Genomic DNA, 26,388 nt, shown 5'->3' on the forward strand with positions numbered 1-26,388 from the left:
CATGAGCCAGACTACCAAGACGACAACCCTGCTGGTGATCGGCGGCGGGCCTGGCGGCTACGTGGCCGCGATCCGCGCCGGGCAACTGGGCGTGCCCACCATCCTGGTCGAGGGCGACCGGCTGGGCGGCACCTGCCTGAACATCGGCTGCATTCCATCCAAGGCGCTGATCCACGCGGCCGAGGAATTCGACAAGGCGCGGCACTACGCCGGCCAGTCGGCGCTGGGCATCTCGGTGTCGGCGCCCGCCATCGACATTGGCCGCACGGTGGCCTGGAAGGACGGCATCGTCGGCAAGCTGACCGGCGGCGTCGGCGCGCTGCTCAAGAAGAACGGCGTGCAGGTGGTGCAGGGCTGGGCCAGCCTGCTGGACGGCAAGACCGTCGAGGTCGAGAGCGCCGACGGCAGCCGCCAGCGCATCCAGTGCGAGCACCTGCTGCTGGCGGCCGGGTCCGAACCGACGCCGCTGCCTTCGGTGCCGTTCGGCGGCATGGTGGTGTCCTCGACCGAGGCGCTGTCGCCGGCCGACATCCCGAAGAAGCTGGTGGTGGTGGGCGGCGGCTATATCGGCCTGGAGCTGGGCACGGTGTACCGCAAGCTGGGCGCCGAGGTGGCCGTGGTCGAGGCGCAGGATCGCATCCTGCCGACCTATGACGCCGAGCTGACCAAGCCGGTGGCCGCGGCCCTCGCCAAGCTGGGCGTCGAACTGCACCTGGGCCGCAAGGTGCTGGGGCTGAATGGCGCTGGCACGGCGGTGCGGATCCAGGACGCCAGCGGCGCCGAGACCGCGCTGCCCGCCGACCGGGTGCTGATCGCCGTTGGCCGGCGTCCGCGCACGCAGGGCTGGGGCCTGGAAAACCTGCAACTGGACCGCAAGGGCAACGCGCTGCGCATCGACGACCAGTGCCGCACTTCCATGCGCGACGTCTGGGCCATCGGCGACATCGCCGGCGAACCGATGCTGGCGCACCGCGCCATGGCGCAGGGCGAGATGGTGGCCGAGCTGGTGGCGGGCAAGCGCCGCCACTTCCAGCCGGCCGCGATCCCGGCGGTGTGCTTCACCGACCCCGAAGTCGTGGTGGCCGGCCTGTCGCCGGCCGAGGCCGAAGCGGCCGGGCTGGACTGCCTGGCGGCCTCGTTCCCGTTCGCCGCCAATGGCCGCGCCATGACGCTGGAATCCACCGACGGTTTCGTGCGGGTGGTGGCGCGCCGCGACAACCACCTGATCGTGGGTTGGCAGGCGGTGGGGCGCGGGGTGTCGGAACTGTCGACGGCGTTCGGCCAATCGCTCGAAATGGGCGCGACGCTGGAGGACGTGGCGGGCACGATCCACGCCCATCCGACCCTGGGCGAAGCGGTGCAGGAAGCCGCGCTCAAGGCGCTGGGGCACGCGCTGCACATCTAGAAGCTGTCGTGGTGTATCCGAAGCCGTGGTGGTGGGCATCCTGCCCGCCGCCGCGGCTTTTTCCTGTGTGGGCCCGTTTGCCGGACGGCATGGGTTGCCCGTGATGCGTGCAGGACACGCGGCGCGGCACGCGCGTTCAAGGCAACAGGCCTTGAACGCCCGCGTTCGTGCTCGCTAGCGGCGCGCGTCGATGTAGGGCCGCGCCTGCAGGATGATGATCTTGTCGCCGACCACCGCCCATTCGATGTCCTGGTCGACCTTGCCCAGGCGTTGCTTGACCTGCCGGCCCACGGCCGCCAGCCGCGCCACCAGCGCGTCGTTCAGCACCTGGCGCGCGTCCGGCGCGATCGGCACTTCGCGCACGCCGCCGCCGGCGTCCGCCACCAATTGCGTGTCCTCGGCCGAGCGGCTCAGCACCTGCACCGCCTTGGACCAGCTCGAATACATCACCTGCTCGGCCTGACGCTTGCCTTCCACCACCTTGATGCCCAGGCCGCGCTTGGCCGAGATGTAGGTCACGTAGCGGCGGCTGGCGTCGAACGGATCGCGCGTGATCATGACGCCGGAGCTGTCGGACGGCGCCGCCAATTGCACCAGCACGGCCATCACCACCGCGTCCTGGGGAATGCCGGCCGCGCGCCGCGCTTCGTAGGCGTCGAAGTTGTAGACCGAGGCCCATACGGTCTGCACCGCCTTGGCCAAGGCGTCGGGCTGGGTGACGTTGGGCACGGTTGTGTACAGCCCGGCGCCGCTGAAGCCGGGCAGGTCCTCGGAGTTGGACGAGCTGCGCACGAACACGCCCGTGCCCTTCAGGCGCGATTGCCACAGCGCGCGCCAGGATTCGGCCTGCGCCGGGTCGACGGCGGCTTGCATGATGTCCTGGCGCAGGGCGGCCAGTTCCTTGCGCCGCACCTCGGCGTCGGCGATGAAGTCCGGGCGCTGTTCCAGCGCGGCCATGCGCTGCGCCACATTCAGCCGCTTCATGAACGCGGCGTACTGGGCGAACGGGATGCAGAAGCCGTCGGGCACGCTGGCGGCCGGCGGCAATGCGGACCGGAGCGCGCCCAGGTTGGCGGCCTTGACGCCGCAATGGCGGCTGTCGCGCACGGCCAGGGCATCCAGCGGCTTGAGCGCCTGCACGCTCAGGTCGGGCTTGGGCAGTTGCGCGCGCGGCTTGGGCGGCGTGGCCGGCGGTTGGCTGGCGGGCCTGTCGCTGGGCCGCACCTGGTAGTCGTTGCCGCTGACGGTCAAGGTGACCCATTGGCCGTCGTACTGGCGCAGCGCGGTGGTGGCGTCGCGCACGTAGGCGTTGGGAATGCCCCAGCCCTTGGCCAGCAGGTTGACGTGCGACAGCAGAGTGGACGGCCGCTGCGTGATCAGGCCGGCCACGGGCGGGATGGCGATCGGCACCTCGTCCAGCACCACGATGTCGTCGCGCTGGAGGTCGGGCGTGGCCTCGATCGAGGCGACGATGCGCAGCCGGCCCTGCGCGCTGCCGGGATTCAGCGGCAGGAAGGCCTGTTCGCGCAGCAGGGCTTCCTGGGTCACGAAGGTCAGGCCGGCCGTGGTGGCGGCCTGTTCGTGCAGGGTCGAGTTGGTCTTGAAGCGGACCGGGGCGTAAAAGCTCTTGGCGACCACCTCGTCGGCCAGCTTCAACAGCTCGGGGGTGAGGCGGTCGCCTTCCCAGAATTCATAGGTATATCCCGGCAGGTTACGCTGCCAGCTGAGGGTGCCGAACAGCAGGCGGCGGTTGGGGTCCTTGTACTGCGCGATCAGCACGGCCTTGTCCTTGCCGGGCAGCAGGCGCCGCTCGCGCGCGAAGGTCTCGTGCAGGCCGTAGCGCGGCGTGTCCAGGTAATGGATGCGATTGCCGCGCTGGCGGTCGATCACGAACAGTACGTGCGGGATTTCCAGCGGCGTGCCGGCGTTGTAGACCCGGGCCAGCTGGCGGAACGCGGCTTCGTTTTCGACCCGGGCCATGAAGGCCGGGCCGCCGCGTCGCGCATCCTCGGCCTTGCGCGCCGCGATCTCCTCGGGGGTGAGCGGCCGGGGGGGCTTGAGGGGTTCGATGACGTTGTTTTCGTACGGCGACGGCTTGCGCGCCGTCTGCGCCTGGGCGGCGGGGAGGGCGGCAAGCGCCAGCAGGCAGGCGGCCGTCAGGATGGCTGGACGGGACAGGGGCGGCGGAAACCAGGACGCGCGCAGGGCTGGCATGGGGGAGGGGCTGAGTGGAAAAGCGCCCATCATAGCGAACCCGTCCCCGCCGCTCGTGCGAGATCGGAAACGAGGAATGACACGCCGTGACAGGTCATTTGCGTAGCGTGGCCACAAAAGAAAACGGCCCCGGAAATCCGGGGCCGCCTGTTTTAGAGCAAGGGAACCGCGGGCTTACTGCGCCGCCGTCTCCTGCAGCACGCGGCGGGCTTCCTCGGCCACGCGCTCGGGGGCGGTGCCGCCCACGTGCTTGCGCGCGGCCACCGAGCCTTCCAGCGTCAGCACCTGGTGCACGTCGTCGCCGATGGTCGGGTGATAGGCCTTGAGCTCATCCAGCGACAGGTCGGCCAGGTCGCAGCCGCGCTGTTCGCAGTCGCGCACGGCGTGGGCCACCACTTCGTGGGCGTCGCGGAACGGCACGCCGCGCTTGACCAGGTAGTCGGCCAGGTCGGTGGCGGTGGCGAAGCCCTGCAGCGCGGCGGCGCGCATGTTGTCGGCCTTGACCTTGATGCCGGCGGCCATGTCGGCGAAGATCGTCAGCGTGTCGCGCACGGTGTCGACGGTGTCGAACAGGCCTTCCTTGTCTTCCTGGTTGTCCTTGTTGTAGGCCAGGGGCTGGCCCTTCATCAGGGTCAGCAGGGCGACCAGGTTGCCGTTGACGCGGCCGGTCTTGCCCCGCGCCAGTTCGGGCACGTCGGGGTTCTTCTTCTGCGGCATGATCGAGCTGCCGGTGCAGAAGCGGTCGGCCAGGTCGATGAAGCCGACGCGCGGGCTCATCCACAGCACCAGTTCTTCGGACAGGCGCGAGACGTGCGTCATGATGAGCGCGCCGGCGGCGCAGAACTCGATGGCGAAGTCGCGGTCGGAGACGGCGTCGAGCGAGTTGCGGCAGACGCCGTCAAAGCCCAGCGTCTTGGCGACGCGTTCGCGGTCGATCGGGAACGAGGTGCCGGCCAGGGCGGCGGCGCCCAGCGGCAGGCGGTTGACGCGGCGGCGGCAGTCGGCCAGGCGCTCGGCGTCGCGGCCGAACATCTCGGCGTAGGCCAGCAGGTGGTGGCCGAACGTGACGGGCTGGGCCACCTGCAGGTGGGTGAAGCCCGGCATGATGGTGGCGGCGTTGTCCAGCGCCACCGTGGCCAGCGCGTGGCGCAGCTGGCGCAGCAGGTCGATCAGGGTGTCGATTTCGCCGCGCAGCCACAGGCGGATGTCGGTGGCCACCTGGTCGTTGCGCGAACGGCCGGTGTGCAGGCGCTTGCCGGCATCGCCGACCAGCTCGACCAGGCGCTTCTCGATGTTCAGGTGCACGTCTTCGAGGTCGAGCAGCCACTGGAAGCTGCCGGCGTCGATTTCCGACAGGATCTGGGTCATGCCGCGCTGGATGTCGGCCAGGTCCTGGGCGCCGATGATGCCCTGGGCCGCCAGCATGTCGGCGTGCGCCAGCGAACCCTGGATGTCGACGCGCGCCAGGCGCTTGTCGAAGTCCACGGACGCCGTGTAGCGTTTGACGAGTTCGGAAACCGGTTCCGAGAACCGGGCGGACCAGGCCTGCGCCTTGTTGGCGAACTGGTTTTGATCGGGGGAGGGAGTGTTTGCCATGATGGCGGGGATTATAGGGCCTGCCCCGGGCGGCTGACGAATCCCGGCGCCACGGGCCGCGCCTGCCGTTGTTGCGGCTGGAAACCTGCGCCGGCGCGAGTTGTCGGATAATTCAGGGTCATATCCGGTCGCGGCGGGCTCCGTACGCCCCGGATGCCGGATGACGCCATCCCCCCACGTTGTTAGAAGAGAGCACACGACCTATGCCCATGGAATGGGAACAGCTGGCCACCGAACTCGATACCTATATGCCGCACCAGCCGTGGGCGCAAACGCTGGTCGGCATCGGCGTGCTGATCCTGACGGCGTTGTTCGTCCAGTGGGTGGTCGCGCGGGTGGTGCTGCTGCTGGCGCACCGGCTGCTGGTGGTCAGCGGCCACGAAGACTGGGACAAGGCCCTGCAGCGCCGCCGCGCCTACCAGAACCTGTGGTACGCGGTGCCGTTCGCGGTAGTGTCGGTGGGCATCGACCTGGTGCCGCACGTCGAGAAGGCCGTCACGCTGGTCGGGCGGCTGGCCCACGCCGGCGCCTGGATCTGCGTGTTCGTGGCGTTTTCCGGGGTGCTGAGCGCCTGGCAGGACACCTATTCGGCCACCACCCGGGCGCAGACGCGCTCGATCAAGGGCTATATCCAGATCAGCAAGCTGATCCTGATGGCGGTGTGCACCGTGTTGGTGCTGTCGATCCTGATCGACCGCTCGCCGCTGTGGATGATCTCCGGCCTGGGCGCGCTGTCGGCGGTGCTGCTGCTGGTGTTCAAGGACACGCTGCTGTCGCTGGTGGCCAGCACCCAGCTCACCAGCAACGACATGCTGCGCATCGGCGACTGGATCGAGATGCCGCAGTCCAACGCCGACGGCTTCGTCAAGGACATCGCCCTGCATACGGTCAAGGTGCAGAACTGGGACAACACCGTCACCACGGTGCCGACCTACAAGCTGTTCTCGGAAAGCTACCGCAACTACCGCCACATGTTCGAATCGGGCGGCCGGCGCATCAAGCGCACCCTGCGCATCGACGCCAGCAGCGTGCGCTTTCTGACCGACGACGAGGCCCAGCGGCTGATGCGCTTCCGGCTGCTGCACGACTACCTGCGGGTCAAGACCCAGGACATCGCCCAGGCCAACCAGACCATGGGCGAGCTGGCCAGCGTGCCGGCCAACCGTCGCCGCCTGACCAACATTGGCACCTTCCGCGCCTACGGCCTGGCCTACCTGAAGCAGAACCCCGAGGTGCGCCAGGACATGGCGATGATGGTGCGCATGATGGAACCCACCGCCGACGGCATCCCGGTCGAGGTCTATTGCTTCACCGCCGTCACCGCCTGGGTCGAGTACGAGCGCATCCAGGGCGACATCTTCGACCATCTGCTGGCGATCCTGCCGGAACTGGGCCTGCGGCTGTACCAGCAGCCGTCTGGGGCGGACATCGGCGCCATGGGCAGCTACCTGCGCGAGGGCGCCATCCAGGCGGCGCTGGCGGCCGAAGGCGCGCATCACCGGGCCGATCCGGAGCGCCTGGCACCGCCGTCCGGCGCATGACGCCGTGAGATAATCGCCCGGTAGGATTCCCAGGGCCTGCAGCAGGCCCGTTTCGTGCAGTTCCGTATCAAGGCGCCCCAGGCGATGGATCCGATGTCGAACCCGTTCTTCAACCTGTATTCCCATGGCTTCGCCCGGGTCGCCGTGGGCGTGCCCGAGTGCAAGGTCGCGGACCCGGCCTTCAACGCCGCGCAGACCATCGCGCTGGCGCAGCAGGCGGCCCAGGGCGGCGCCGTGCTGGTGGCGTTCCCCGAACTGGGCCTGTCGGCCTATACCTGCGACGACCTGTTCCACCAGAAGGCCCTCCTGGACGCCTGCGAGGCGGCGCTGGACCAGGTGGCGCGGGCCACGGCCGAGCTGGATATCGCCGTCATCGTCGGCGCGCCGCTGCGGGTGGCGCACCAGCTGTACAACTGCGCCGTGGTCATCGCCGGCGGCCGCATCCTGGGCGTGGTGCCCAAGAGTTTCCTGCCCAACTACAGCGAATTCTACGAAGCGCGCCAGTTCAGCGCGGCCGATTGCGCCGTCGCCACCGAGATCCGCCTGCTGGACCAGACGGTGCCGTTCGGCCCCGAGCTGCTGTTCCAGATGGAGAAGCTGCCGCTGTTCCAGTTCCACGTCGAGATCTGCGAAGACGTCTGGGTGCCGATCCCGCCGTCCTCGTTCGCGGCGCTGGCCGGCGCCACGGTGCTGGTGAACCTGTCGGCCTCGAACATCGTGGTCGGCAAGTCGGCCTACCGCCACCAGTTGGTGGCGCAGCAGTCGGCGCGCTGCCTGGCGGCCTACATGTACACCTCGGCTGGCCGCGGCGAGTCGTCCACCGACCTGGCCTGGGACGGCCAGGCGCTGATCTACGAAAACGGCGAGCTGCTGGGCGAGTCCGAGCGCTTCCTGAACGAGTCGCACCTGCTGTTTGCCGACGTCGACCTGGAGCGCCTGTCGCGCGAGCGCATGCACCAGACCACCTTCGGCCAGTCGGCGCGGCGCCACCGCGATGAAGTGCGCAAGTTCCGCCAGGTGCCGGTGCCGGTCGCGGCGCCGCTGGAGGATGCCGAGCTGCCGCTGGAGCGGCGCGTGGCGCGCTTTCCGTACGTGCCGGCCGACCCCCGGCGCCGCGACGAGCGCTGCAAGGAGGTCTACAACATCCAGGTGCAGGCGCTGGCGCAGAGGCTCTCGGCCAGCGGCATGTCCAAGGTGGTCATCGGCATCTCGGGTGGGCTGGATTCGACCCACGCGCTGCTGGTCTGCGCCCAGGCCATGGACACGCTGGGGCTGCCGCGCGCCAACATCCTGGCCGTGACCATGCCGGGTTTTGCCACCAGCACGCGCACCCTGCAGCAGGCGCGCCAGCTGATGGCGGTGGTGGGCTGCACGGCCTCCGAGGTCGACATCCGCCCCAGCTGCCTGCAGATGCTCAAGGACCTCGGCCATCCCTATGCCGATGGCCAGCCGGTGTACGACATCACGTTCGAGAATGTGCAGGCCGGCGAGCGCACCAACCACCTGTTCCGCATCGCCAATTTCAACAACGCCATCGTCATCGGCACGGGCGACCTGAGCGAGCTGGCGCTGGGCTGGTGCACCTATGGCGTGGGCGACCACATGTCCCATTACAGCGTCAACGCCAGCGTGCCCAAGACGCTGATCACGCATCTGGTGCGCTGGGTGGCCGAATCCGGCCGCCTGGGCGAGGCGGGCGCGGCGGTGCTGCTGGACGTGCTGGGCACGGATGTCAGCCCCGAACTGGTGCCGGGCGGCGACGACGGCAAGCCGACCCAGAAGAGCGAAGACACGATCGGGCCCTACGAGCTGCAGGATTTCAACCTGTACTACACGCTGCGCTACGGTTTCGCGCCGACCAAGGTGGCGTTCCTGGCGTTGGCGGCCTGGCGCGACCGCGATGCCGGCGCCTGGCCGGAAGGCGGCCACGTGGCGCGCAACCAGTACGACCTGGCGGCCATCAAGCGCAACCTGAAGATCTTCCTGGACCGGTTCTTCCGTCTCAGCCAGTTCAAGCGCACTTGCGTGCCGAACGCGCCCAAGGTGGGCTCGGGCGGGTCGCTGTCGCCGCGTGGCGACTGGCGCGCGCCGAGCGATTCCGAGTCGGTTGTGTGGCTGCGCGACGCCGACCGGATTCCGGACCAGGCGCCGCCGGGCTGATCCGCCTGCGGGTTTTCCCGGCAGGCAAGGGGCCGGGCCTGCCGGGCCGGGCGCCGGTGGTATTCTCTCAATCATCGCGCCCGCGGCCGACAGGCAGCCCGGGCGCCGGAACAGATCGAACAATCAGGACGACCAACGTGAAACAAGTCACCGCCATCATCAAACCCTTCAAGCTCGACGAAGTCCGCGAAGCGCTGGCCGAGGTCGGCGTCAGCGGGCTGACCGTGACCGAAGTGAAGGGGTTCGGGCGCCAGAAGGGGCATACCGAGCTTTACCGCGGGGCGGAATACGTGGTGGATTTCCTGCCGAAGATCCGCGTCGAGGTGGTGCTGCCGGATGACCAGGTCGAGGCAGCGATCGAGGCGGTGGTGAAGGCGGCCCGTACCGGCAAGATCGGGGATGGCAAGATCTTCGTGACGCCGGTGGAACAGGCCATCCGGATTCGGACGGGGGAGAGCGACGAAGAGGCGCTTTGAATTTGCGCTGGGTTTGCTCGGGTTGACTGTCGGGGGGATCGTTATGGTCTCCCCGAAGTTTTTTGGGCAGGTGTTGTGTTCTTGGGCCGCCCGGCGCGCTGACGCGACGGGTGCGGGCGCCAACGATTGCGGTCCGGAGCGTTCGCTCCGGACTGCCCCTTCGTCATCTTCGTTGTCGCCTGCGGCGACTGCCTTCAGATTCCCTCGGGCGCATCGACGGCGCCCGCACCCGTCACGCCAGCGCGCCGGGCTCGCACCTTTGAGAAATGAAGCGCTGCTGCGGCGGCTGCCTGCGGAGGACTTGCGGGGCCCGCCCGAGACGGCCGCGCGGGCGGCCGCCTCGGGCATACGCGGTGGCAGGCGTCGACCGGTGTCGCTTCGCGCTGGGGTAGAGAGGGGGAGTGGCTGCGGCCTTGACTGGCGGCGTCTTTGATGCGCGTTTTGCCTGATGGTTTGCGTGTTGTTCGTCGTGAATGTTTAGCGGTTGGTCGCCGCCCCTGTTGGCGTCCGTCATCGACTCTCCGAGGCCCGCGGGTGGACGCGGGCCTTTTCCTTTTGTGCGTCTAGCGGATCAGCTGGTTCATTTCCAGGATCGGCATCATCACGGCCAGCACGATCAGCAGGACGAAGCCGCCCATCAGCAGGATGAGAGCGGGTTCGAGCAGGGCGGTCATGGCCATGGCGCGGCGTTCGAGGTCGCGGGACAGGTTCTGGGCGCCGCGGTCCAGCAATTCGGGGAGCTGGCCGGTCTTTTCGCCGCTGGCGATGAGGTGGATGAGGAGCGAGGGGAAGGCTTTCTGCGCGGCCAGCGAGGCCGATAGCGAGGCGCCTTCGCGCACGCGGGCCGCGGCTTCGTCGACGGCGCCGCGCAGGACGTCGTTGCCGAGGGTGCGGCGGGCGGCTTCGAGGGCGGTGAGCAGGGCGACGCCGCTGCCGCAGAGGATGGCCAGGGTCGAGGCGAAGCGGGCGGCGTTGACGCCGAGGACGAAGCGGCCGGCCAGGGGCAGGCGCAGGACGCGGGCGTGCCAGGCGCGGCGGGCGGCGGGCACGCGCAGGGAGTAACGCCACAGCACGATGGCCAGCGCGATGACGGCGCCGGTGGTCAGGCCCCATTCGCGCACGTAGTCGGACAGCGCCAGCATGATGCGGGTCAGCAGCGGCAGCTGCTGCTTGGCGTGGTTGAAGGCGGACACCACCTGCGGCACCACGTAGCCCAGCAGGAAGACCACGATGATGACGGAGACGCAGGCGACCACGGCGGGGTAGATGAACGCCGTCATGACTTTGCTGCGCAGCGTATTGCGTTCCTCGATGTAGTCGGCCAGTTTTTCCATGACCTGCGCCAGGTCGCCGGATTCCTCGCCGGCGCCGATCAGGGCGCGGTAGATCTCGGGGAAGTCGCGCGGACGCGAGGCCAGCGCGGTGGACAGGCGATGGCCGGCGCGCACATCGTCGCGCACGCCTTCGAGCGTGGCGGCGATGTGCTTTTTCTCGGCCTGTTCGAGCGTGGCGCCGAGCGCGGCGTCCAGCGGCAGGCGGGCGGCGAGCAGGCTGGCGAGCTGGCGCGTGAGCCAGGCCAGGTCGGCGTCGGACAGGCGCGTGCGCAGGGCGGCGCCCAGGCCTTCGGCGCGCGCGGCGGGAGAGGTCGACAGGGGCAGCAGGCCGCGGCCGCGCAGCTGGTTGCGGGCGCCGCGCTCGCTGTCGGCGTCGATCGTGCCGTGCACGATTTTGCCGAGCGCGTCAGTCGCTTCGTAACGAAAGGATGGCATGGTGGGAGGTGGTTCGGGCCCCGCGCCGATCGGCGCAAAGGCCCGTAAATCAAGGCTTTGCAGCCCGTCACCTTGCCTTTGGATTATGACCGTAGTGTTGCAGTGTCACCCCGTATACTCCGACGCGCTTTCACGTTTTTTCACACGACTTCACGTCTCAGGCACATCCCGTCATGCGTCATATCGCGCAACTCAGCCTAGCGGTTTTGCTCGCGGCAAGCCAACTCGGACCCGCGGCCAACCAGGCCCATGCTCAACAGGCGGACAATCGCGTCAGCCTGAACTTCGTCGACACGGACATCCCCGCCGTGCTGCGTGCGCTGTCGTTGTTCACCAAGCGCAATTTCCTGGTGGATCCGCGCGTGAAGGGCAAGCTCACGCTGGTGTCCGACCGGCCGGTCGATAGCGGCCAGGCGCTGTCGATGCTTACCGGCGCGCTGCGGCTGCAGGGCTTTGCGATCGTCGAGGTGGACGGCGTGACGCGGGTGGTGCCGGAGGCCGATGCCAAGCTGCAGGGCAGCGCGGTGGTGGGCGATCCGCGCCCGGCGGCCACCCCGGCCGGCGCGGCCAAGGGGCCGGTGCCGGTGGCGGCGTTCGCGCGTGGCGCATCGGGCAACAGCGGCGAGATGCTGACGCGCGTATTCCCGCTGAAGTACGAGAACGCGGCCAACCTGGTGCCGGTGCTGCGCCCGATGGTGCCGCCCAACAACCCGATCAATGCGTATCCGGGCAACAACACGCTGGTGGTGACCGACTACGCCGACAACCTGGACCGCATCGCGGCGGTGATCGCCCGTATCGATGTGCCCAGTTCGATCGACACCGATGTGGTGCCGATCCGTTCGGGCATCGCGTCCGACATCGCCATCCTGGCCTCGCAGCTGCTGGATACGCAGAGCAGCGATCCGACGCAGCGCATCGCGGTGGTGGCGGACCCGCGCAGCAACAGCGTCCTGATCCGCGCGGGCAGCCCGGCGCGCACCCGGCTGGCGCGGGACCTGATCATGAAGCTGGACGCGCAGCAGAACCGCGCGGGCAACCTGCACGTGGTCTACATGCGCAACGCGCAGGCCACCCGCATCGCCGAAGTCCTGGGCGGCTTGCTGGCTGGCCAGGCCAATTCGGCGCCGGGAGCCAATCCCTCGGGCGGCGCTGGCGGCGGTCCCGGCCAGGCCGGCGGCAACCGGTCGCCCCAGGGTTCCGGCGGCAATACCGGCACCGGCCTGGGGATGTCCAGCTCGACGAATGCGTCCGGCAACGCCAAGGGCGGCCTGTCGGGCGACCAGGAGCGCATCGCGCGCGACGATTCCGGCAACCAGGCGGTGTCGTATTCCGCGGGCGGCGCCACCATCCAGGCCGATCCGGCCACCAACTCGCTGATCATCGCCGCGCCGGAGCCGCTGTACCGCAGCCTGCGCGAAGTGATCGACCAGCTCGACCAGCGCCGCGCGCAGGTGCTGGTGGAAAGCCTGATCGTCGAGGTCAGCGAGCAGGCGGCGGCCGAATTCGGCATCCAGTGGATGACCGGCGCCGGCAACATCAACAGCGGCGGCACCAGCTTCATCGGCGGCACCAACCTGGGCGGCAGCGGCCTGACGGGCACCGGCCCCACCTCGATCGACGCGCTCGGCAGCGGCCTGAGCCTGGGCGTGGTCAAGGGCACGGTGGACGTGCTGGGCAACAAGGTCATCAACCTGGGCGTGCTGGCGCGCGCGATGCAGAACACCGGCGAGGCCAACATCCTGTCCACGCCGAACCTGCTGACGCTGGACAACCAGTCCGCCAGCATCCTGGTGGGCAAGACGGTGCCGTTCGTGACCGGCCAGTACGTCACCAACGGCGGCAACAACAACAACCCGTTCCAGACCATCCAGCGCGAGGACGTCGGCCTGAAGCTGAACATCCGGCCGCAGATCTCCGAGGGCGGCGCGGTCAAGCTCGACATCTACCAGGAAGTCAGCAGCATCGACGAGAGCCGTTCGTCGGCCACCACGGGCATCGTCACCAACAAGCGCGCCATCGATACCAGCGTGCTGATCGATGACGGCCAGATCATCGTGCTGGGCGGCCTGCTCGAAGACAACGTGACGCTGACCTCCAACAACGTGCCGGGCCTGAGCTCGATTCCGGTGCTGGGTTCGCTGTTCAAGTACGACAGCCGCAAGCGCACCAAGACCAACCTGATGGTGTTCCTGCGTCCCTACGTGGTGCGCGACGCGCGCCAGAGCGCCAGCGTGACGATGGACCGCTACGACTACATGCGCCGCGCCCAGGGCGGCGCGCAGCCGGGCAATCATTGGCTGCTGCCCAACATGCAGGCGCCGATGCTGCCGCCGCCGGGCTCGGCACCGTCGGTGTCCAACAACGTCTATGACATGCGGCCCGAGCAACTGGCCGAAACGATGCGGCGGCCGCCGCCCGCCACGGTCGAGTCGTTCGCGGTGCGCCAGTATCCGGCGGCGCCCCAGACCAGCGATCCGTCGCTGCCGATCCGCGCCAACCTGCCGCTGGGCGTGAGCGTGGCGCGCGATCCCGCCTCGCTCTACGGCGAAGCCGACACCACCAGCGCGACCCTGCAGTTCGCCTCGGTCAAGACCCGCGGCGAAGCCGATCGCATTGCCCAGCGCGTCCAGGCCAGCGGCCTGCAGGCCTATGTGCAGACAGGTCCAGGCGGCATGGGCTATGTGGTGCGCAGCCAGGTGTCCAAGGACCCCGGCACCATCTCCACGGCCACCGCGCTGCTGCGCGAGCTGGGCTTCAAGGGCGAGCTGGTGTCGCACCTATGAGCGCGCATCCCTTGCCGTACGCGTGGGCGCGGGCGCAGCGGGCGGTGCTGTCGCTGCGCGCCGGCCATGCGCAACTGACCGTGAGCCCGCGCACGCCGGAATGGGCGGTGCGCGAGATCCGGCGCTGCCACGGCGACATCGCCGTGGCGCAGGTGGACGACGAGGCGCTTGAGACATTGCTGGCGGCGGCCTACAGCCACGCCGAGGACGCCGCCTCGGTGATGGGCGTGGCCGAAAACGAGATCGACCTGGACCGCCTGCTGCAGGACATGCCGGAGGTGGCCGACCTGCTGGACGCGCAGGACGACGCGCCGGTGATCCGCATGATCAACGCGCTGTTCGCCCAGGCCGCGCGCGATGGCGCCAGCGATATCCACATCGAACCGTTCGAGACCCATTCGGTGGTGCGCTACCGCGTCGACGGCACGCTGCGCGACGTGGTGTCGCCGCGCAAGGCGCTGCATGCGGCGTTGATTTCGCGCATCAAGATCATGGCGCACCTGGACATCGCCGAAAAGCGCCTGCCGCAGGATGGCCGCATCGCGTTGCGGGTGGGCGGCCGTCCGATCGACGTGCGCGTGTCGACCCTGCCGACCGGCCACGGCGAACGGGCGGTGCTGCGCCTGCTGGACAAGGAGGCCGGCCGGCTGCAGCTGGAAAAGCTGGGCATGGCGCCGGGCGTGCTGCGCCAGCTCGATCGCCTGATCCGCCAGCCGCACGGCATCGTGCTGGTGACCGGACCCACCGGCAGCGGCAAGACCACCACGCTGTATGCGGCGTTGAGCCGGCTGGACGCCGCCACCACCAATATCCTGACCGTCGAGGATCCCATCGAGTACGACCTGGCTGGCATCAGCCAGACGCAGGTCAACGCCAAGATCGACATGAGTTTCGCGCTGGCGCTGCGCGCGATCCTGCGGCAGGACCCGGACGTCATCATGATCGGTGAAATCCGCGACCTCGAAACCGCGCAGATCGCGGTGCAGGCCTCGCTCACCGGCCACCTGGTGCTGGCCACGCTGCATACCAACGACGCGGTGTCGGCGGTGACGCGCCTGACCGACATGGGGGTGGAGCCGTTCCTGCTGTCGTCCTCGCTGCTCGGCGTGCTGGCGCAGCGGCTGGTGCGCAAGCTGTGCCCCGCCTGCAAGAAGCCGGCGACGCAGGATGGCGCGCGGGTGTTCCAGCCGGTGGGCTGCGAGGCCTGCAATCACACCGGCTACGCGGGTCGTTCCGGCATCCACGAATTGTTCACGGTCGACGACGAGGCGCGCCGCTTGATCCACGAAGGCAGCGACGAGCGCGAACTGCGCCGCGCCGCCAGCGCCGCCGGCATGCTCAGCATGCGCGAGGACGGCGCGCGCTGGGTGGAAAGCGGCGAGACTTCGCCCGAGGAAATCCTGCGCGTGACCCGCGATGCGTAGCCGCGCGCGGCGGAGCGTGATCGCGCGCGCTCAGGGCGTCGCTTTGGCCGGCGCCTGCGCGTCCGCGCAGGCATCGGCGATGCGCCGCAGGTCCGTGGCTGACAGTGCGCCCAGCTGTCCGTCGCAGACGCGGGCCGTCCGGGTCGCCACGGTGAAGGGTAGGGCGCCGACGCGGTTGCCGGCGCTGCGCATCAGGGCCGCGACATTGCCGCCGGGGCGCAGCACCGGCAGCGTGATCGCATGGGCGCGGACGAATTCGGTGGCGGCGGCCGGGGTATCGGTGCTGACCAGCAACACCGTCCACGTGGGATGGGCGTCGGCGAATGCTTGCAGGCGCGGCAACTCGGTGACACAGGGCGGGCAGTCTCGGCTCCAGAAATTCACCAGGACCGGGCCTTGCTGGTCCGACAGCCGCACGAAGCGGCCGCCGTCCAGCGCCGGCAGCGAGAAATCCCAGGCCAGGCCCGCCTGCGGGCGGCCGGCCGGCTGGGCGCCCGCCAGGATGGGCGGGGCGCATAGCGCCAGGCATGGCCACAGCAGCAATCGACGCATCAGAAGCTCAGCTTGGTGCCGGCGTACAGGTAGCGCCCGCGGCTCGGCCCCCACAGCTGGGTCACGTCGAAGCCGCCGTCGCCATTGACGAAAAGCGGGCTTTCCTTGTCCGACTGCTTGTAGTCGAACACGTTGTCGACCCCGGCGTAGACCGTGAAATGCTTGTTGATGGCGTACTCGCCGCGCACATCCAGGGTGAAGAAGCCCGGGCTCTTGTCCCGCTTGGGCGTGCCGTCGAGGTTGTAGCGATCCTGCTGGCCCGAGCCGTCGTCGTGGAACTTGCGCAGGTTCATCGGGCCAGTCCAGACCAGCTTGGCGTTCAGGTCGAGATCGCCGCGGTCGTAGTCCAGGCCAAGATAGGCCTTGGCGTTGGGACGGGCGAAGATCAGCGTGCCTGCGGGGGATCTGGCGATCGATGCGGATCGTGTTGAGGATGCCATGTTCCTGCTCGAAGAAGCTGGTGGGCGCGCGGAACCCCTTGCCGACGCTGAAGCGGCTGGAGAGCCGCTCGGTGTGGTGCCATAGGGCGTTCAGGCGCGGCGAGGTGATGCCGCCGAAGACGTTGTGGCGGTCGTAGCGCACCGAGCCATTGATTTCAAGCGCGTCATCGAACAGGGAACGATAGGCTTGCAGGAACAGCGCCGGGGTCCGGTAGGTGTAGTCGTCGACGCCGCGTACCGGCGTGCCGTCTTCCATGCTGCCGTGGCTTCTCAAATCTTCGTAGCGGAAGTTGGTGCCCAGGGTGGTCAACCAGCCCGCGATGGGCGTCTGCCAGCTGGCCTCGGCGTAGTACTGCTTCTGGCGGGCGACGTAGGTGGCCAGTTCGTAGAAGCTGTCCTGCTTGTGCTCGGCCGCGCCCACGGCCAGCCGCAGCAGGCTGTCGCCGAAGCGTTTTTCGCCGGTGGAGATGAACTGCACGCGGTCGGTGAAGATGATCTCGGACATGCCGCCGCGGCCGTCGTCGTAGGCCATGACGCTGCCGTCCGCCGGATTGACCCAGCCGTCGCGGTCGGGCGAGCCGTGCACGCCGCCGCGCCAGTCGAAGGGATTGCCCGTGGTGCTGTGCTTGATGGCGGAGTAGTCCGTGCCGAGCGCGCCGCCGCCGCGTTTTTCGTTGACCACGTCGAGCCGGCCGCGCACCTTGAAGCCGCCGGCGTCGTCCAGGAAGAAGCCGATGCCGCCCAGCCGGCGGTCGTAGCCGGTGTATTCGGAGATGCCGTTGTGGTCGGCGTCGACGGAATCGTGTTTGTTGTAGTTGAGCGTGGCGGTGATGGCGCCGCCTTCGAACGGCCGCGCCAGGTAGGCGTCGCCCTGGCGCGAGCCGTAGCTGCCGATCTGCGCGCGGGCGCGGTTCTCGGCCTCGGTGGGGCGCTTGGTGACGATGTTGACCGAGCCGGACAGCGCCTCGGGCGCGATCAGGCTGGCGCCGGCGCCGCGCGCCACGTCGATGCGTTCGACGCCATAGACGCTGACACTGTCCAGTCCGTACGCCGAGGACACCGAGGAGAAGATCGGCACGCCGTCGATCATCAGCGTGGTGTAGCGGCCCGGCAGGTTGTTGAGCAGGATGTTGCGTACGTTGCAGATCGAGCATTCGACCTGGACGGCGATGCCGGGATTCTTGTCGAGCGCTTCGTTGACGTTGGTGGCGCCTGCCTTGGCGATGGCGCGTTCGCTGATGGATTCGGTCTTGACCAGTTCGTCGCGCAATGCGCCGGGGCGCATCGAGCCCTGGTTGGAGCGGTCAATGACGGTGATCGGGGCCAGTGTGGGGGCAGGGACGCCAGCGGTTCCAACATTCTGCGCCTGGGCGGTCCAGGCGGTGGTCAGGGACGCCGCCAGCACGGCGAGGCGCAGCGGCGTACGGGGGGCAAAGACGGAAGGCATGGCGCAGGGCATCTGATGGGCAGGTTCCAGGAGCGACGCGCCAGGCGCCACGGGCGACGAGCCCGGGCCATGGCGCGTCAGTTGATACAGGAACCGGCCGTTGCGAGACCGCGCGCCGCGGCGCCGGGCGAAAGAGGGGTGTAGGGGACGTCGGCGGGAGAGGCGGGGGAATGTGGCATGGCGCGAGCGAAGCAACACGGCGAAGGTAAAAACAATTCAAAACGTTATGTTTTATGAATTTTTGCGTCAATCGCGAGCCGGTCCGAGATTACGGTGTGGTCGCGGGATGGCCGCGCGGGCCGGCTGCGTGCCGGCAGGCGGGGCGTGGCGCGGACTGCGCGAGGGCCGTGGCGGGAGCGCGCGACGGCACGTGAATCGGTCCGGTATTGGGCGCGACGTGGCCGGCGCGCAACGCGGCGGCCGGCGTCCGGGGCTATCCCGGCGCTATTTGCCGGTGCCGAAGACCACCGTGTCGTCGCTGCGCCGCCCCAGCGCGGACATGAGGCCGTCGAGCGCGCCGCGTTCGGCCTCGGTGGCGCCGGCGGCAAAGGTGGCCTGGCCCTGGAAGCGCACGCCACGGGCGTTGAGGCTGCCCTGGCCGGTGACCGCCAGCGGGCCGCTGTCGGTGCTGAGCGCCAGCGTGGCGCCGGCGCGGCCGTCGCCGCGCACCCGCAGCACATAGGTGCCCACGGGCGCCACCGGCGACAGGGCGGTGGCCGCATCGCGCCAGCGCAACTCGGCCAGGGGCGCTTGCGGCAGGGCGGCGCCCAGGCGCAATGCCTGCCAGCTGATTTCCAGCGTGCCCTCGGGCGCCAGCGTATTCCAGGGCGCGCCCAATGCCGGCAACACCGTGGCCGGCAGCCGCAGCGATTGCGCCGACACGGCCACGCCGTCCCAGCCCAGGCCGGCGCGTAGTGGCCCCTGCAGCCACGGATGCGACAGCTCCAGCGTCAGCGACGACCAGCGCCATTGCCAATGCAGCGGTTGCGGCAGCATGCGGCGCGCGCCGGGCGGACCCAGCGCGATCCAGGCGGCGCCGTTCCAGAGGGTGCCGGCGGCATCCGCCAGGACCAGCGGGGCATCGTCCGGCTGCAGGGCCAGCAGCCAGCGGGCCGGCAGTACGGCGCTACCGAAAACCAGGGCGCTGGCGGCGCAGGCCAGCGCCAGGCCGGCGCGCTTGGACAGGCGGGGCAGGCGCATCAGGAACGCGCCTGCGGGCCGGGCAGGGCCAGTGTCACGCTGCCGTTCACCAGGCCGGGCAAAGGCCGGCCGTTGGCATTGGTGGCGCGCGTCAGGGCTACCGTCTTGACCATCAGGCCCCAGTCGCCGACGGTGTTTTCCAGCCACCGCAGCAGCGCCGACGACGGGATCTCGGTCACGGCCACGGTGATGCTGTCGCCCGGACCGGGCTGCGCTACTTTCCAATGGTCGGCCGGCAACCCGGCGCGCTCCAGGCTGGCGCCGATATCCGCCGCGGTCGGCAGGGTCGCGGCCGGGCCCGTGCGTTTGCCGCGCAGCGCCGCGGCCTGCGTGGTCAGGTCGGCCACCATGGCGGCCTGGCCGCGCAGGCGCGGCAGTTCGTCGCGCAGCTTGCGCACCGAATCCAGCGCCGGTTCGATCAGCACCGTGAACACCAGGGCCGCGCCCAGCAGGGCGGCGGCGCCATTGACCAGCAGCCGCTCGCGCGGGGCCAATGCCTGGTAGCGTTGGCGCGCGCGCCGGGCGGCGGGGGCCAGGGGAAGGACGGCGGCGCGCCAGCCGGCGCTCAGGCGTTCGATGGGCTTCATGGTTGCGTGCGCGTGATGCGCCAGGTGTTGTCGGTGTCGCCGCGCTCGAGCTTCAGGCCCTGGGCGGCCGCCTGCTTGACCAAGGCGGGCGTTTCGGCCACGCGCTGCGCCTGGGCGCCGCTGTCGGCCAATTGCAGCGTCAGCGCCTGGTCGGCGTAGCCCAGTTGCGCCACGTTGTCGGCGGCAAACGGCAGGGTCTTGGCGGCGGCCCGCGCCAGCGGCAGGAAATCGCCGGCATGGGCGCCGCCGCGGCGGCTTTGCAGCGCCTCGAGTCCCTGTTGCGCCTGCCGGGCGGGGTCGAGCACCACCGGCACTTCGGGAAAGGCCGCCAGCACTTGCCGGCGCATGCCGTCGCGCAAGGCCTGGGCCTCGCCGCGCAATTGCGCCGCATGCAGGTTCAGTCCGCCGATCCACACCGCCGCGGCGATCGCGCTCCAGCGCCAGGCAGGGCGCCAGCGCGATACGCGCGCAGGCGCCAGTTGCGGCATGGCCAGCGACCAGGATGGCGACGGCGCCAGCCAGCGCGGGTCCGCGGGGTCGCGCAGTGGCGTGGCCTCGTGCGGCGCCAGCGCCTGGGGCGCGACCAGGGCGTGGGCGCGCAGCCCCTGCGCGTGCAGCAGGCTCCAGGCCCGGCGCACGGGCTCGCGCGGGGCCCAGGCCAATGCCACATTGCCATCGGCGTCGCGCGGGCCGTGGCCGATCGCCAGGTCGTCCAGGTCGCTCAACACCAGCGGTTCGAGCGCGCCGAGCACGGCGGCATTCAAGCGCGCCTTGGCGACGGCGGGAAGTTGCACCGTGGTGGCGATCACGTCGCTCGGATGCAGCACGGCTTCACAGGCGGCCTGGGGGTAGGCCTGCCCCAGGGCCTGCAGCGTCAATTCGCCCTGGCGCGCGCAGCGCCCGCGGCGGTCGAACCAGGCGTAGGGCAGCGGCGAGCCGGGACCGAGTTCGGCGAGCGGGGCCAGCGCGATGCGCAAGGAATTTTTCAAGGGTTCTCTCTCGTCCAGATGGTGTCGGGCGCAGTGGGCGGGGCGCTGCGTATCAAGGCCTGCATCGATACCCGGGCCCGTTCGTAGACCACGGCGCCGCTGGCCAGGAACCAGCCGCTGGCGGTGGCGACCGCGGGGGCCGGCGTCTTGACGCCGGTGGCGGCGAGCCGGTTGGCGAAATCGCCGCTGTTGTTGAACCAGTTGCCGCGGTCCCGTTCGCCAGCCAGGGCGCGCGCCTGGCTGAGCGACAGGCCCGGCACCAGCGCGGCGATGACTTCGGGCGGCGCCGTATTGACGTTGACGCTGGTGGCGACCGGCAGCACCGTCATGGTGCGTCGCAGTTCGCCGCGCACTGCCGGCTCGAGGCCCAGCAGGGCGGCGACGTCGTCGATGCCGCGCGGTTGCGGCGCGCGCGCGTCCGGCGTCTGGCCGCCCTGGGCCGGCATGGGCGCGCCGGCGGTTGGCGCCGGCGGCTGGCTGGCGGCGATGATGTCGATGATGCGGCCGGCGAGCGTATCGGGCAGGCCCATCACGCCCAGCAGGCGCCGCAGCACCTTTTCCTGCTCGGGCTGGGGCGCGCCGTGGCTGGCCAGGTTGCCGAGGTTGTACTTGCCCTGTTCATCCTCCACCTTGCCGGAGAACACCGCCACGCGATCGTCGCCCGGGCGCTCGATACGGGTGTCCAGCACCGGCGTGGCCCAGATCTGGTCGCCGCGGGTGGTGGATTCGCGCCGGCCATGGTCGCGTATCACCAGGCGCGCCCAGTCGATGCCGCCGGCCAGCAGCATGCGCGCCTGGACGCGCGCCATTTCGTTCTCGATGCGCCGGGTGCTGGCGGTCTGGCGCTGGAACAGACTGGTGGTCAAGGCGGCGACGATGGCGACGATGATCAGCGCGCTGACCACCGCGGCGCCGCGTTCGCGCGGCAGGGACGGCCTCATGGCAGCTCCAGGATGCGGCTGTAGCGCCGCAGGTCGCCGGCCGGGCCGCGCTCGAGGGTGATCTCGATGCCGGCCGGCGTGGCGGGGAAGGGCGCGCGCGTGTCCAACCAGCCCGTGCCTGTCACCCAGCCGCGCAGCGTCAGCGCGCGCACGCCGGACAGCAGCAGCACGCCCTCGTTGACCGGCGGCAGGGGCCCCTGTTCGGCCGGCACGCCGCTGGCGCGCCACAGGCCGTCCTGGCGCACCGACCACTGTACCCGTTGCCAGCGGCCGTCGCCGTCCGGGTCGGGGCGCAGGATTTCAAGGATCTGCGTGCCGGCCGCGCCGCGCAGCAGGCGCACGCCGGACGTGAATACCCGCGCGTCGATGCCGGGGGCGGCGAACGAGGGGCCGTTGTAGGCCATCTCCACGTCACGCCCCATCTGGCCGAGCGCGCGGACGATGGCATCGGTGTCGTCGGCCTGCCGCGCGATCCAGTCGCGCGCGCTGGAGACGCTGTCCAGGCCGCGCCAGGCCATCAGGCTGACTAGCGCCATCAGCGCCAGCGCCACCAGCACTTCGATCAGGGTGAAGCCGGCCTGGGCGTGGGAGGCAACGCGGCGAGGTGTCATCGCAGGCTCGACAGGAGGCCGTCCAGCTGTAGCAGGGACGCGCCGTTGGCGCCGTCGCGCACTTTGACGGAGACCTGGCGGAAGCTGCGGTTCAGCGAGTTGCTGAACACCAGTTCGCATTGCAGCGCCAGGCCGCCCTGCGGGCAGGCCACGGTCTGGGAGCCGGCCCGCGGCAGCGTCTGTTCCAGGCGCAGCTGGGTCAGCGCATTCTGCGCCGCCAGCAGCGCCAGGGTCTTGTCCTGCAAGGCGCGGTTGTTGGCCGCCATGACGCCGGTTGCGCGCAGGGCGGCGCCCATCGCCACGGCGATGATGGCCAGCGCCACCAGCACTTCGATCAGGGTGAAGCCGCGTTGGCGGCCGCGCCGGCGCGCGGGAAGGGGCGGCAATTCAGCGGATGTCATAGTGTCCGGCGGCGTCGCGCGTCAGCGTCACATGCGAATCGCCCGCGCGCAGCCGCAGGCTGAATGGATCGGCGACCCATTCGGTGTTGAAGACCAGCGGGCGGTCGGGATCCAGGCGCCACTGCACCTGGCCGGCGCGCCAGGACTGCGGGCGCAGGGCCGCGTCGTGTTCCAGCCGGTCCATGGGCAGGGGCCTGTCGTCCTGCGCGGTCGGCGCATCGGAGCGGCCGGCGCGTTCGAACGACCAGCCGCCGCTGGCCGGCGACCAGCGCAGGGCGCGGCCGTCGCTGCGGGCCTCGCCTTCGGCCACGGTGAATGCGTCGAGCAGCCGTTGGGCATCGTCGCGCAACGGATCGGCGCCTTTGCCGACGGACAGGCTGACCATGCTGGCGGCGATGGCGACGATCACCAGCACCACCATGACTTCGACTAGCGTGAAACCGCGCTCAGAGTTCCCACGAACCGATGTCGGCATCGCCGCCTTCTCCCCCGGGCTTGTTGTCGGCGCCGAACGAGAACACGTCGATTTCGCCTTTGACGCCGGGGCTCAGGTATTGGTAGGGGTGGCCCCAGGGGTCGTTGGGCAGCTTGTCCAGGTAGCCGCGCCAGTTGGAGGCGCCCTCGGGCTTTTCCACCAGCGCGCGCAGGCCTTGCGCGGTGGTCGGATAACGGCCGTTGTCCAGTCGGTACAGCTTGAGCGCCTGCATGATGCCGCCGATGTCCTGGCGCGCGGCGACCTGGCGCGCCTGGTCGGGGCGATCGAGCACGCGCGGCACGATCAGGGCGGCGAGAATCCCCATGATCACGATGACCACCATGATCTCGATCAGGGTGAAACCCTGCTGGCGGGCGAGCCCACGCGATGACTGGCGCACTTCACGACTCCGGTATTTCAGTGAGAAGCGTGCGATTGTGGACATGAAATATGACAGCAATATGAGGCGCGCGGCTCACGGCGCGGCGCGCGCGATGCCGCCATCGGGCGCGGGCGAGGCCGGCGTGGCCAGGCGGCTGGCGCGGCCGCCTTGCTCGACGGTGACGGCGTCGGCGCCGATGTTCTTGAGCACGATGCCGGGCGCGACCTCGTCGCCGACGCGCCAGGCCAGCGGCGGACCCCCGTCGACGCTGAAGACCGCGGCGCCGTCGGGGCCGGCCGCGATCACGCCCAGCACGCTGATCTGCGTGCGCAGCGCCTCATCGCGGCCGAACCACAGCGCCACCGGCGTGTTGTCGGCGGCGCGCGGGGCGGGCGCCGAGACCGCGGCGGGCAGGGCGGCCGGCGCGGGCGCCAACAGTATCGCGCCCCACACCCCCAGGCCGGCGGCCAGTGCCAGGATGGCAAGGACACGGAACGCGGCGGGGGCGGCGGGCAGGGACGGGCGCAAAGACAGGGGCATGGTCGGGCGATGGCGGTACGGCGGGAATGCGCCCGACTCTAGCAGCCGATCATGACAACCGCGCGATGGCGCGCCGCATCGGGCGCTTCGGCCAGGCGCAGGCAGGCACCTTCCTGTTGCGGTCTGTAGCGCTGCAGAAAAAAAACCTGATCCATCGATCAACGATTCCTTTCTTCGCTTCATGGGTCTTTCACCTTGCGTCGCCACTATGTGGGCCACCCACAAAGCGGGTTTCGAAAGGGAAAGAGCATGCAGTTATTGAAGTGGAAGCGCTGGTGCGCTGCGCTGGCGGCCCTGGGCGCGCTGGCCGGCTGTGGCGGCGACGACGACAAGGACGACGACACGGCGGCGCCGCCGACCGTGCAACCGGGCAGCGGCGCGAACGCCAAGGTGCTGTTCATCGGCATGGATGGCATCACCTACGATGCCTACCGCCAGGGCATGACGGACAAGTCCCTGCCCAACCTGGCCCAGTTGACGGCGACCCGTTCCTGGACCGGCGGGGTCATTGGCGGCGTGACGCAGCAACCGACGCTGCTGGCGCCGGGCTGGGCCACGCTGCTGACCGGCCAATGGGCCGACCAGCACGGCGTGCGCAGCAACGCGCCGGGCCAGGCGCCCAAGTCGGCCACGCTGTTCCAGCGCATCAAGGCCGCCAAGCCGGCCACGCGCGCCGCGGCGGCCTTCAATTCGTCGCTGCTGGCGGGCCTGGTGGGCGGCGATCGCGATGCCGGCTACCTGCAAAGCCTGACCGACTGTGCCGGCGTCGACGATTGCGTCGCCAGCCAGGCGCGCGACCGCATCACCGAAGGCTATGACGTGGTGGTGGCGCAGTTCGGCGCCGCCGAGCGCGCGGCCGCCAGCGCCGGTTTCGGCGAGGGCTATCGCGCCACCCTGCGGCAGGCCGACAGCGCCATCGGCGCCTTGCTCAAGCAGGTCGCGGACCGCCGCGCCGCCCATCCGGATGAGAACTGGCTGGTGGTGGTGGCTTCCAGCCACGGCCTGGATCGCACCGGCGGCAGCGACGGCCTGCCGCTGTCGCTGAACAAGACCACGTTGCTGGCGCTGAACCGCGCGCCGTTGCTCGGCGGCAGCGCCGACGATGCCGCGGTCGACGGCGTCTGGGACACCGCGTGGTACGGCCTGCCGAGCGCGGCCGACGCGGCGCCGACGCTGCTGGCGCACCTGGGCGCGCTGCCGGCCCCGGGCCAGTACGACATGGCCGGCACCTCGCTGTTCGAAGCGGTGGCGCTGCGCCGCGGCGCCAGCCGCACCTCGATGGACAACAAGAGCGTGTCGCTCAGCTGGAGCCGCGTGGGCACGCCCACCGGCGAGATCGTGATCACGCGCGACGCCAAGGAAATCGCGCGCCTGCCGGGCACCGCCACGGACTACGTCGACACCGGCTTCACCTTCACCACCGAAGGCGTGCACGAGCTGAACTACGCCATCGCGGTGGGCGGCGCCGTCACGGCGGTGCGCGCCACGGTGGTCTACACCGCGCCGGTGCCGCTGCTGCCGTCGCTGAGTTCCGGCCTGACGATGCTGTTCCCGTTCGAAGGCAACCTGACCGACAAGGCCGCCGGCGGCGGCGTGATCACGCCCTATGACGGCGTGCAGGCGCCGGCGTTCGCCGACAAGGGCGTGTTCGGCAAGATGTTCCGCAACGAGCGCGGCGGCGATCCCATCGGCGCCTTCAAGCTGGACTACCCGGCGGGCCTGCTCGACAGCGTCCAGGCGTTCACCATCGGCTTTTGGTACCAGTCCGACGGCACCGCCAACGACCGCTCCATCCTGGGCAACAAGGACTACAACTCCGGCGCCAACCCGGGCATCACCATCGCCCAGTGGGCCGGCCCCGAGCTGCGCTTCAACCTGGCCGGCGGCAGCCGCGTGGACATCAATGGCGTCAAGTTCACGGCCAACAAGCCGGTCTACGTGGCGATGGTCGTCAACAAGACTGCCAAGACCATGGCCGCCTACGTCTACGACACCGAAATGGGCTGGTTCAGCCGCTCGATCTCCACCGGCACCGTCAACTTCGCCCAGATCGCCGGCCTGTTCGGTCCGCACCTGGGACTGAACGAAGACGGCAAGGGCACCTACGGCGTGTGCTGCGCCGGCACCAAGGGGCCCTACACCATGTATTTCGACGACCTGGCCTTCTGGTCGCGCGCCCTGACCGAAGCCGAGGTCAAGTCGCTGGCCATGTCCGGCAAGTCCGTTTCCGAATTGATTCCCTGATGTCCGAGGATAGACACCCCATGAATACCGCCAACCCGATCCTGCGCGCCTGCCTGCGCATGGGCGCCGCCCTGATGGTGGCCGCCGTCCTGACCGCCTGCGGCGGCGACAAGGATGACGACGACGATGCCGGCAACCCCGGCAACCAGCCCGAAACGCCGACCCAGCCGGCCAAGCCCCAGTTGCGTTGCGCGCCCTGACGCCGCGC

Annotated in this window: 22 protein-coding genes and 1 pseudogene; 8 read left to right on the forward strand and 15 right to left on the reverse strand. The window is 69.9% G+C overall.

All coding sequences use genetic code 11. From position 1 onward, the window contains the following. Position 1: 1 nt before the first annotated feature. A complete protein-coding gene (gene lpdA / locus AT699_RS11680) occupies positions 2–1,405 on the forward strand; it encodes a dihydrolipoyl dehydrogenase (protein ID WP_024068590.1) in 1,404 nt (467 codons plus the stop codon). Between the two features lie 174 nt (positions 1,406–1,579). Here the strand turns inward: lpdA and AT699_RS11685 are convergent, their stop codons facing one another. Together AT699_RS11685 and argH are read right to left on the reverse strand one after the other, a co-directional pair. Next, positions 1,580–3,619: a PEP/pyruvate-binding domain-containing protein gene (locus tag AT699_RS11685; protein WP_024068591.1), complete on the reverse strand. Its 2,040-nt coding sequence runs from the start codon at positions 3,617–3,619 to the stop codon at positions 1,580–1,582. 174 nt (positions 3,620–3,793) lie between these two features. Next, the gene (gene argH, locus AT699_RS11690; RefSeq protein WP_020927273.1) at positions 3,794–5,215 is read right to left on the reverse strand and encodes an argininosuccinate lyase; all 1,422 of its coding nucleotides are present in this window, start codon (positions 5,213–5,215) and stop codon (positions 3,794–3,796) included. A 209-nt stretch (positions 5,216–5,424) separates the two neighbouring features. Here argH and AT699_RS11695 point away from each other — a divergent pair, with 209 nt between their 5' ends. The 3 genes from AT699_RS11695 (at position 5,425) to AT699_RS11705 (ending at position 9,392) form a co-directional block, all read left to right on the forward strand. Further along, a complete protein-coding gene (locus tag AT699_RS11695) occupies positions 5,425–6,756 on the forward strand; it encodes a mechanosensitive ion channel family protein (protein WP_024068593.1) in 1,332 nt (443 codons plus the stop codon). Positions 6,757–6,849: 93 nt separating this feature from the next. Further along, positions 6,850–8,916, forward strand: coding sequence for an NAD(+) synthase (locus AT699_RS11700; protein ID WP_058207585.1), 2,067 nt, complete (start codon positions 6,850–6,852; stop codon positions 8,914–8,916). Between the two features lie 137 nt (positions 8,917–9,053). After that, complete coding sequence (locus tag AT699_RS11705; protein WP_006386376.1) at positions 9,054–9,392, forward strand: P-II family nitrogen regulator; 339 nt, start codon at positions 9,054–9,056, stop codon at positions 9,390–9,392. Between the two features lie 563 nt (positions 9,393–9,955). On the opposite strand, the gene gspF is transcribed toward AT699_RS11705, so the two are convergent. Beyond that, on the reverse strand, positions 9,956–11,161 hold the full coding sequence (gene gspF / locus AT699_RS11710) for a type II secretion system inner membrane protein GspF (protein ID WP_024068595.1): 1,206 nt from the start codon (positions 11,159–11,161) through the stop codon (positions 9,956–9,958). 173 nt (positions 11,162–11,334) lie between these two features. On the opposite strand from gspF, the gene gspD reads away from it, so the two are divergent. After that, the gene (gene gspD / locus AT699_RS11715) at positions 11,335–13,947 is read left to right on the forward strand and encodes a type II secretion system secretin GspD (RefSeq protein WP_024068596.1); all 2,613 of its coding nucleotides are present in this window, start codon (positions 11,335–11,337) and stop codon (positions 13,945–13,947) included. Next, entirely contained in the window at positions 13,944–15,371 is a 1,428-nt protein-coding gene (gene gspE / locus AT699_RS11720) for a type II secretion system ATPase GspE (protein ID WP_020927279.1), read from the forward strand. Before gspD ends, gspE begins: the two co-directional genes overlap by 4 nt. Before the next feature lie 30 nt (positions 15,372–15,401). On the opposite strand, the gene AT699_RS11725 is transcribed toward gspE, so the two are convergent. From AT699_RS11725 to AT699_RS11775, 12 genes and pseudogenes are all read right to left on the reverse strand, one after another. Further along, a complete protein-coding gene (locus AT699_RS11725) occupies positions 15,402–15,923 on the reverse strand; it encodes a TlpA disulfide reductase family protein (RefSeq protein WP_054448673.1) in 522 nt (173 codons plus the stop codon). Then, complete coding sequence (locus AT699_RS32190) at positions 15,923–16,363, reverse strand: TonB-dependent receptor domain-containing protein (RefSeq protein WP_232254290.1); 441 nt, start codon at positions 16,361–16,363, stop codon at positions 15,923–15,925. The genes AT699_RS11725 and AT699_RS32190 overlap by 1 nt, the downstream gene beginning before the upstream one ends. Before the next feature lie 76 nt (positions 16,364–16,439). After that, a pseudogene (locus tag AT699_RS32195) lies at positions 16,440–17,822 on the reverse strand (TonB-dependent receptor plug domain-containing protein); the annotation flags it as partial. Positions 17,823–18,254: 432 nt separating this feature from the next. Further along, positions 18,255–19,010: a type II secretion system protein N gene (gene gspN / locus AT699_RS11735; protein ID WP_024068598.1), complete on the reverse strand. Its 756-nt coding sequence runs from the start codon at positions 19,008–19,010 to the stop codon at positions 18,255–18,257. Beyond that, on the reverse strand, positions 19,010–19,597 hold the full coding sequence (gene gspM / locus AT699_RS11740) for a type II secretion system protein GspM (RefSeq protein WP_024068599.1): 588 nt from the start codon (positions 19,595–19,597) through the stop codon (positions 19,010–19,012). The genes gspN and gspM overlap by 1 nt, the downstream gene beginning before the upstream one ends. Continuing rightward, positions 19,594–20,586, reverse strand: coding sequence for a type II secretion system protein GspL (gene gspL, locus AT699_RS11745; RefSeq protein ID WP_058207296.1), 993 nt, complete (start codon positions 20,584–20,586; stop codon positions 19,594–19,596). The genes gspM and gspL overlap by 4 nt, the downstream gene beginning before the upstream one ends. Beyond that, complete coding sequence (gspK, locus tag AT699_RS11750; protein WP_024068601.1) at positions 20,583–21,527, reverse strand: type II secretion system minor pseudopilin GspK; 945 nt, start codon at positions 21,525–21,527, stop codon at positions 20,583–20,585. Before gspK ends, gspL begins: the two co-directional genes overlap by 4 nt. Then, complete coding sequence (locus AT699_RS11755) at positions 21,524–22,138, reverse strand: prepilin-type N-terminal cleavage/methylation domain-containing protein (protein WP_006387452.1); 615 nt, start codon at positions 22,136–22,138, stop codon at positions 21,524–21,526. Before AT699_RS11755 ends, gspK begins: the two co-directional genes overlap by 4 nt. Beyond that, a complete protein-coding gene (gspI, locus tag AT699_RS11760) occupies positions 22,135–22,539 on the reverse strand; it encodes a type II secretion system minor pseudopilin GspI (protein ID WP_006387453.1) in 405 nt (134 codons plus the stop codon). Before gspI ends, AT699_RS11755 begins: the two co-directional genes overlap by 4 nt. After that, complete coding sequence (gspH, locus tag AT699_RS11765; RefSeq protein ID WP_006387454.1) at positions 22,526–23,014, reverse strand: type II secretion system minor pseudopilin GspH; 489 nt, start codon at positions 23,012–23,014, stop codon at positions 22,526–22,528. The genes gspI and gspH overlap by 14 nt, the downstream gene beginning before the upstream one ends. Then, a complete protein-coding gene (gene gspG / locus AT699_RS11770) occupies positions 22,986–23,357 on the reverse strand; it encodes a type II secretion system major pseudopilin GspG (RefSeq protein WP_054418624.1) in 372 nt (123 codons plus the stop codon). Before gspG ends, gspH begins: the two co-directional genes overlap by 29 nt. 132 nt (positions 23,358–23,489) lie before the next feature. Beyond that, positions 23,490–23,936 carry a general secretion pathway protein GspC gene (locus AT699_RS11775; protein ID WP_020927291.1) on the reverse strand — a complete coding sequence of 149 codons (447 nt, stop codon included), beginning with the start codon at positions 23,934–23,936 and terminating at the stop codon, positions 23,490–23,492. Positions 23,937–24,185: 249 nt separating this feature from the next. On the opposite strand from AT699_RS11775, the gene AT699_RS31490 reads away from it, so the two are divergent. Continuing rightward, positions 24,186–26,180 carry an alkaline phosphatase family protein gene (locus AT699_RS31490; RefSeq protein ID WP_024068602.1) on the forward strand — a complete coding sequence of 665 codons (1,995 nt, stop codon included), beginning with the start codon at positions 24,186–24,188 and terminating at the stop codon, positions 26,178–26,180. 20 nt (positions 26,181–26,200) lie between these two features. Beyond that, positions 26,201–26,380 carry a hypothetical protein gene (locus AT699_RS11785; RefSeq protein ID WP_020927293.1) on the forward strand — a complete coding sequence of 60 codons (180 nt, stop codon included), beginning with the start codon at positions 26,201–26,203 and terminating at the stop codon, positions 26,378–26,380. The last annotated feature ends 8 nt before the right edge of the window (positions 26,381–26,388 follow it).

This window comes from Achromobacter xylosoxidans (assembly GCF_001457475.1).
GTDB classification, from domain to species: domain Bacteria; phylum Pseudomonadota; class Gammaproteobacteria; order Burkholderiales; family Burkholderiaceae_B; genus Achromobacter; species Achromobacter xylosoxidans.

What these genes read in the sequence shown, in the direction of transcription:
- lpdA (WP_024068590.1), top strand. Translation starts at nt 2, where the DNA reads ATGAGCCAGACTACCAAGACGACAACCCTGCTGGTGATCGGCGGCGGG.
- AT699_RS11685 (WP_024068591.1), bottom strand. Translation starts at nt 3,619, where the DNA reads ATGCCAGCCCTGCGCGCGTCCTGGTTTCCGCCGCCCCTGTCCCGTCCA.
- argH (WP_020927273.1), bottom strand. Translation starts at nt 5,215, where the DNA reads ATGGCAAACACTCCCTCCCCCGATCAAAACCAGTTCGCCAACAAGGCG.
- AT699_RS11695 (WP_024068593.1), top strand. Translation starts at nt 5,425, where the DNA reads ATGGAATGGGAACAGCTGGCCACCGAACTCGATACCTATATGCCGCAC.
- AT699_RS11700 (WP_058207585.1), top strand. Translation starts at nt 6,850, where the DNA reads ATGTCGAACCCGTTCTTCAACCTGTATTCCCATGGCTTCGCCCGGGTC.
- gspF (WP_024068595.1), bottom strand. Translation starts at nt 11,161, where the DNA reads ATGCCATCCTTTCGTTACGAAGCGACTGACGCGCTCGGCAAAATCGTG.
- gspD (WP_024068596.1), top strand. Translation starts at nt 11,335, where the DNA reads ATGCGTCATATCGCGCAACTCAGCCTAGCGGTTTTGCTCGCGGCAAGC.
- gspE (WP_020927279.1), top strand. Translation starts at nt 13,944, where the DNA reads ATGAGCGCGCATCCCTTGCCGTACGCGTGGGCGCGGGCGCAGCGGGCG.
- AT699_RS11725 (WP_054448673.1), bottom strand. Translation starts at nt 15,923, where the DNA reads ATGCGTCGATTGCTGCTGTGGCCATGCCTGGCGCTATGCGCCCCGCCC.
- AT699_RS32190 (WP_232254290.1), bottom strand. Translation starts at nt 16,363, where the DNA reads ATGGCATCCTCAACACGATCCGCATCGATCGCCAGATCCCCCGCAGGC.
- gspN (WP_024068598.1), bottom strand. Translation starts at nt 19,010, where the DNA reads ATGCGCCTGCCCCGCCTGTCCAAGCGCGCCGGCCTGGCGCTGGCCTGC.
- gspM (WP_024068599.1), bottom strand. Translation starts at nt 19,597, where the DNA reads ATGAAGCCCATCGAACGCCTGAGCGCCGGCTGGCGCGCCGCCGTCCTT.
- gspK (WP_024068601.1), bottom strand. Translation starts at nt 21,527, where the DNA reads ATGAGGCCGTCCCTGCCGCGCGAACGCGGCGCCGCGGTGGTCAGCGCG.
- AT699_RS11755 (WP_006387452.1), bottom strand. Translation starts at nt 22,138, where the DNA reads ATGACACCTCGCCGCGTTGCCTCCCACGCCCAGGCCGGCTTCACCCTG.
- gspI (WP_006387453.1), bottom strand. Translation starts at nt 22,539, where the DNA reads ATGACATCCGCTGAATTGCCGCCCCTTCCCGCGCGCCGGCGCGGCCGC.
- gspH (WP_006387454.1), bottom strand. Translation starts at nt 23,014, where the DNA reads ATGCCGACATCGGTTCGTGGGAACTCTGAGCGCGGTTTCACGCTAGTC.
- gspG (WP_054418624.1), bottom strand. Translation starts at nt 23,357, where the DNA reads ATGGTGGTCATCGTGATCATGGGGATTCTCGCCGCCCTGATCGTGCCG.
- AT699_RS11775 (WP_020927291.1), bottom strand. Translation starts at nt 23,936, where the DNA reads ATGCCCCTGTCTTTGCGCCCGTCCCTGCCCGCCGCCCCCGCCGCGTTC.
- AT699_RS31490 (WP_024068602.1), top strand. Translation starts at nt 24,186, where the DNA reads ATGCAGTTATTGAAGTGGAAGCGCTGGTGCGCTGCGCTGGCGGCCCTG.
- AT699_RS11785 (WP_020927293.1), top strand. Translation starts at nt 26,201, where the DNA reads ATGAATACCGCCAACCCGATCCTGCGCGCCTGCCTGCGCATGGGCGCC.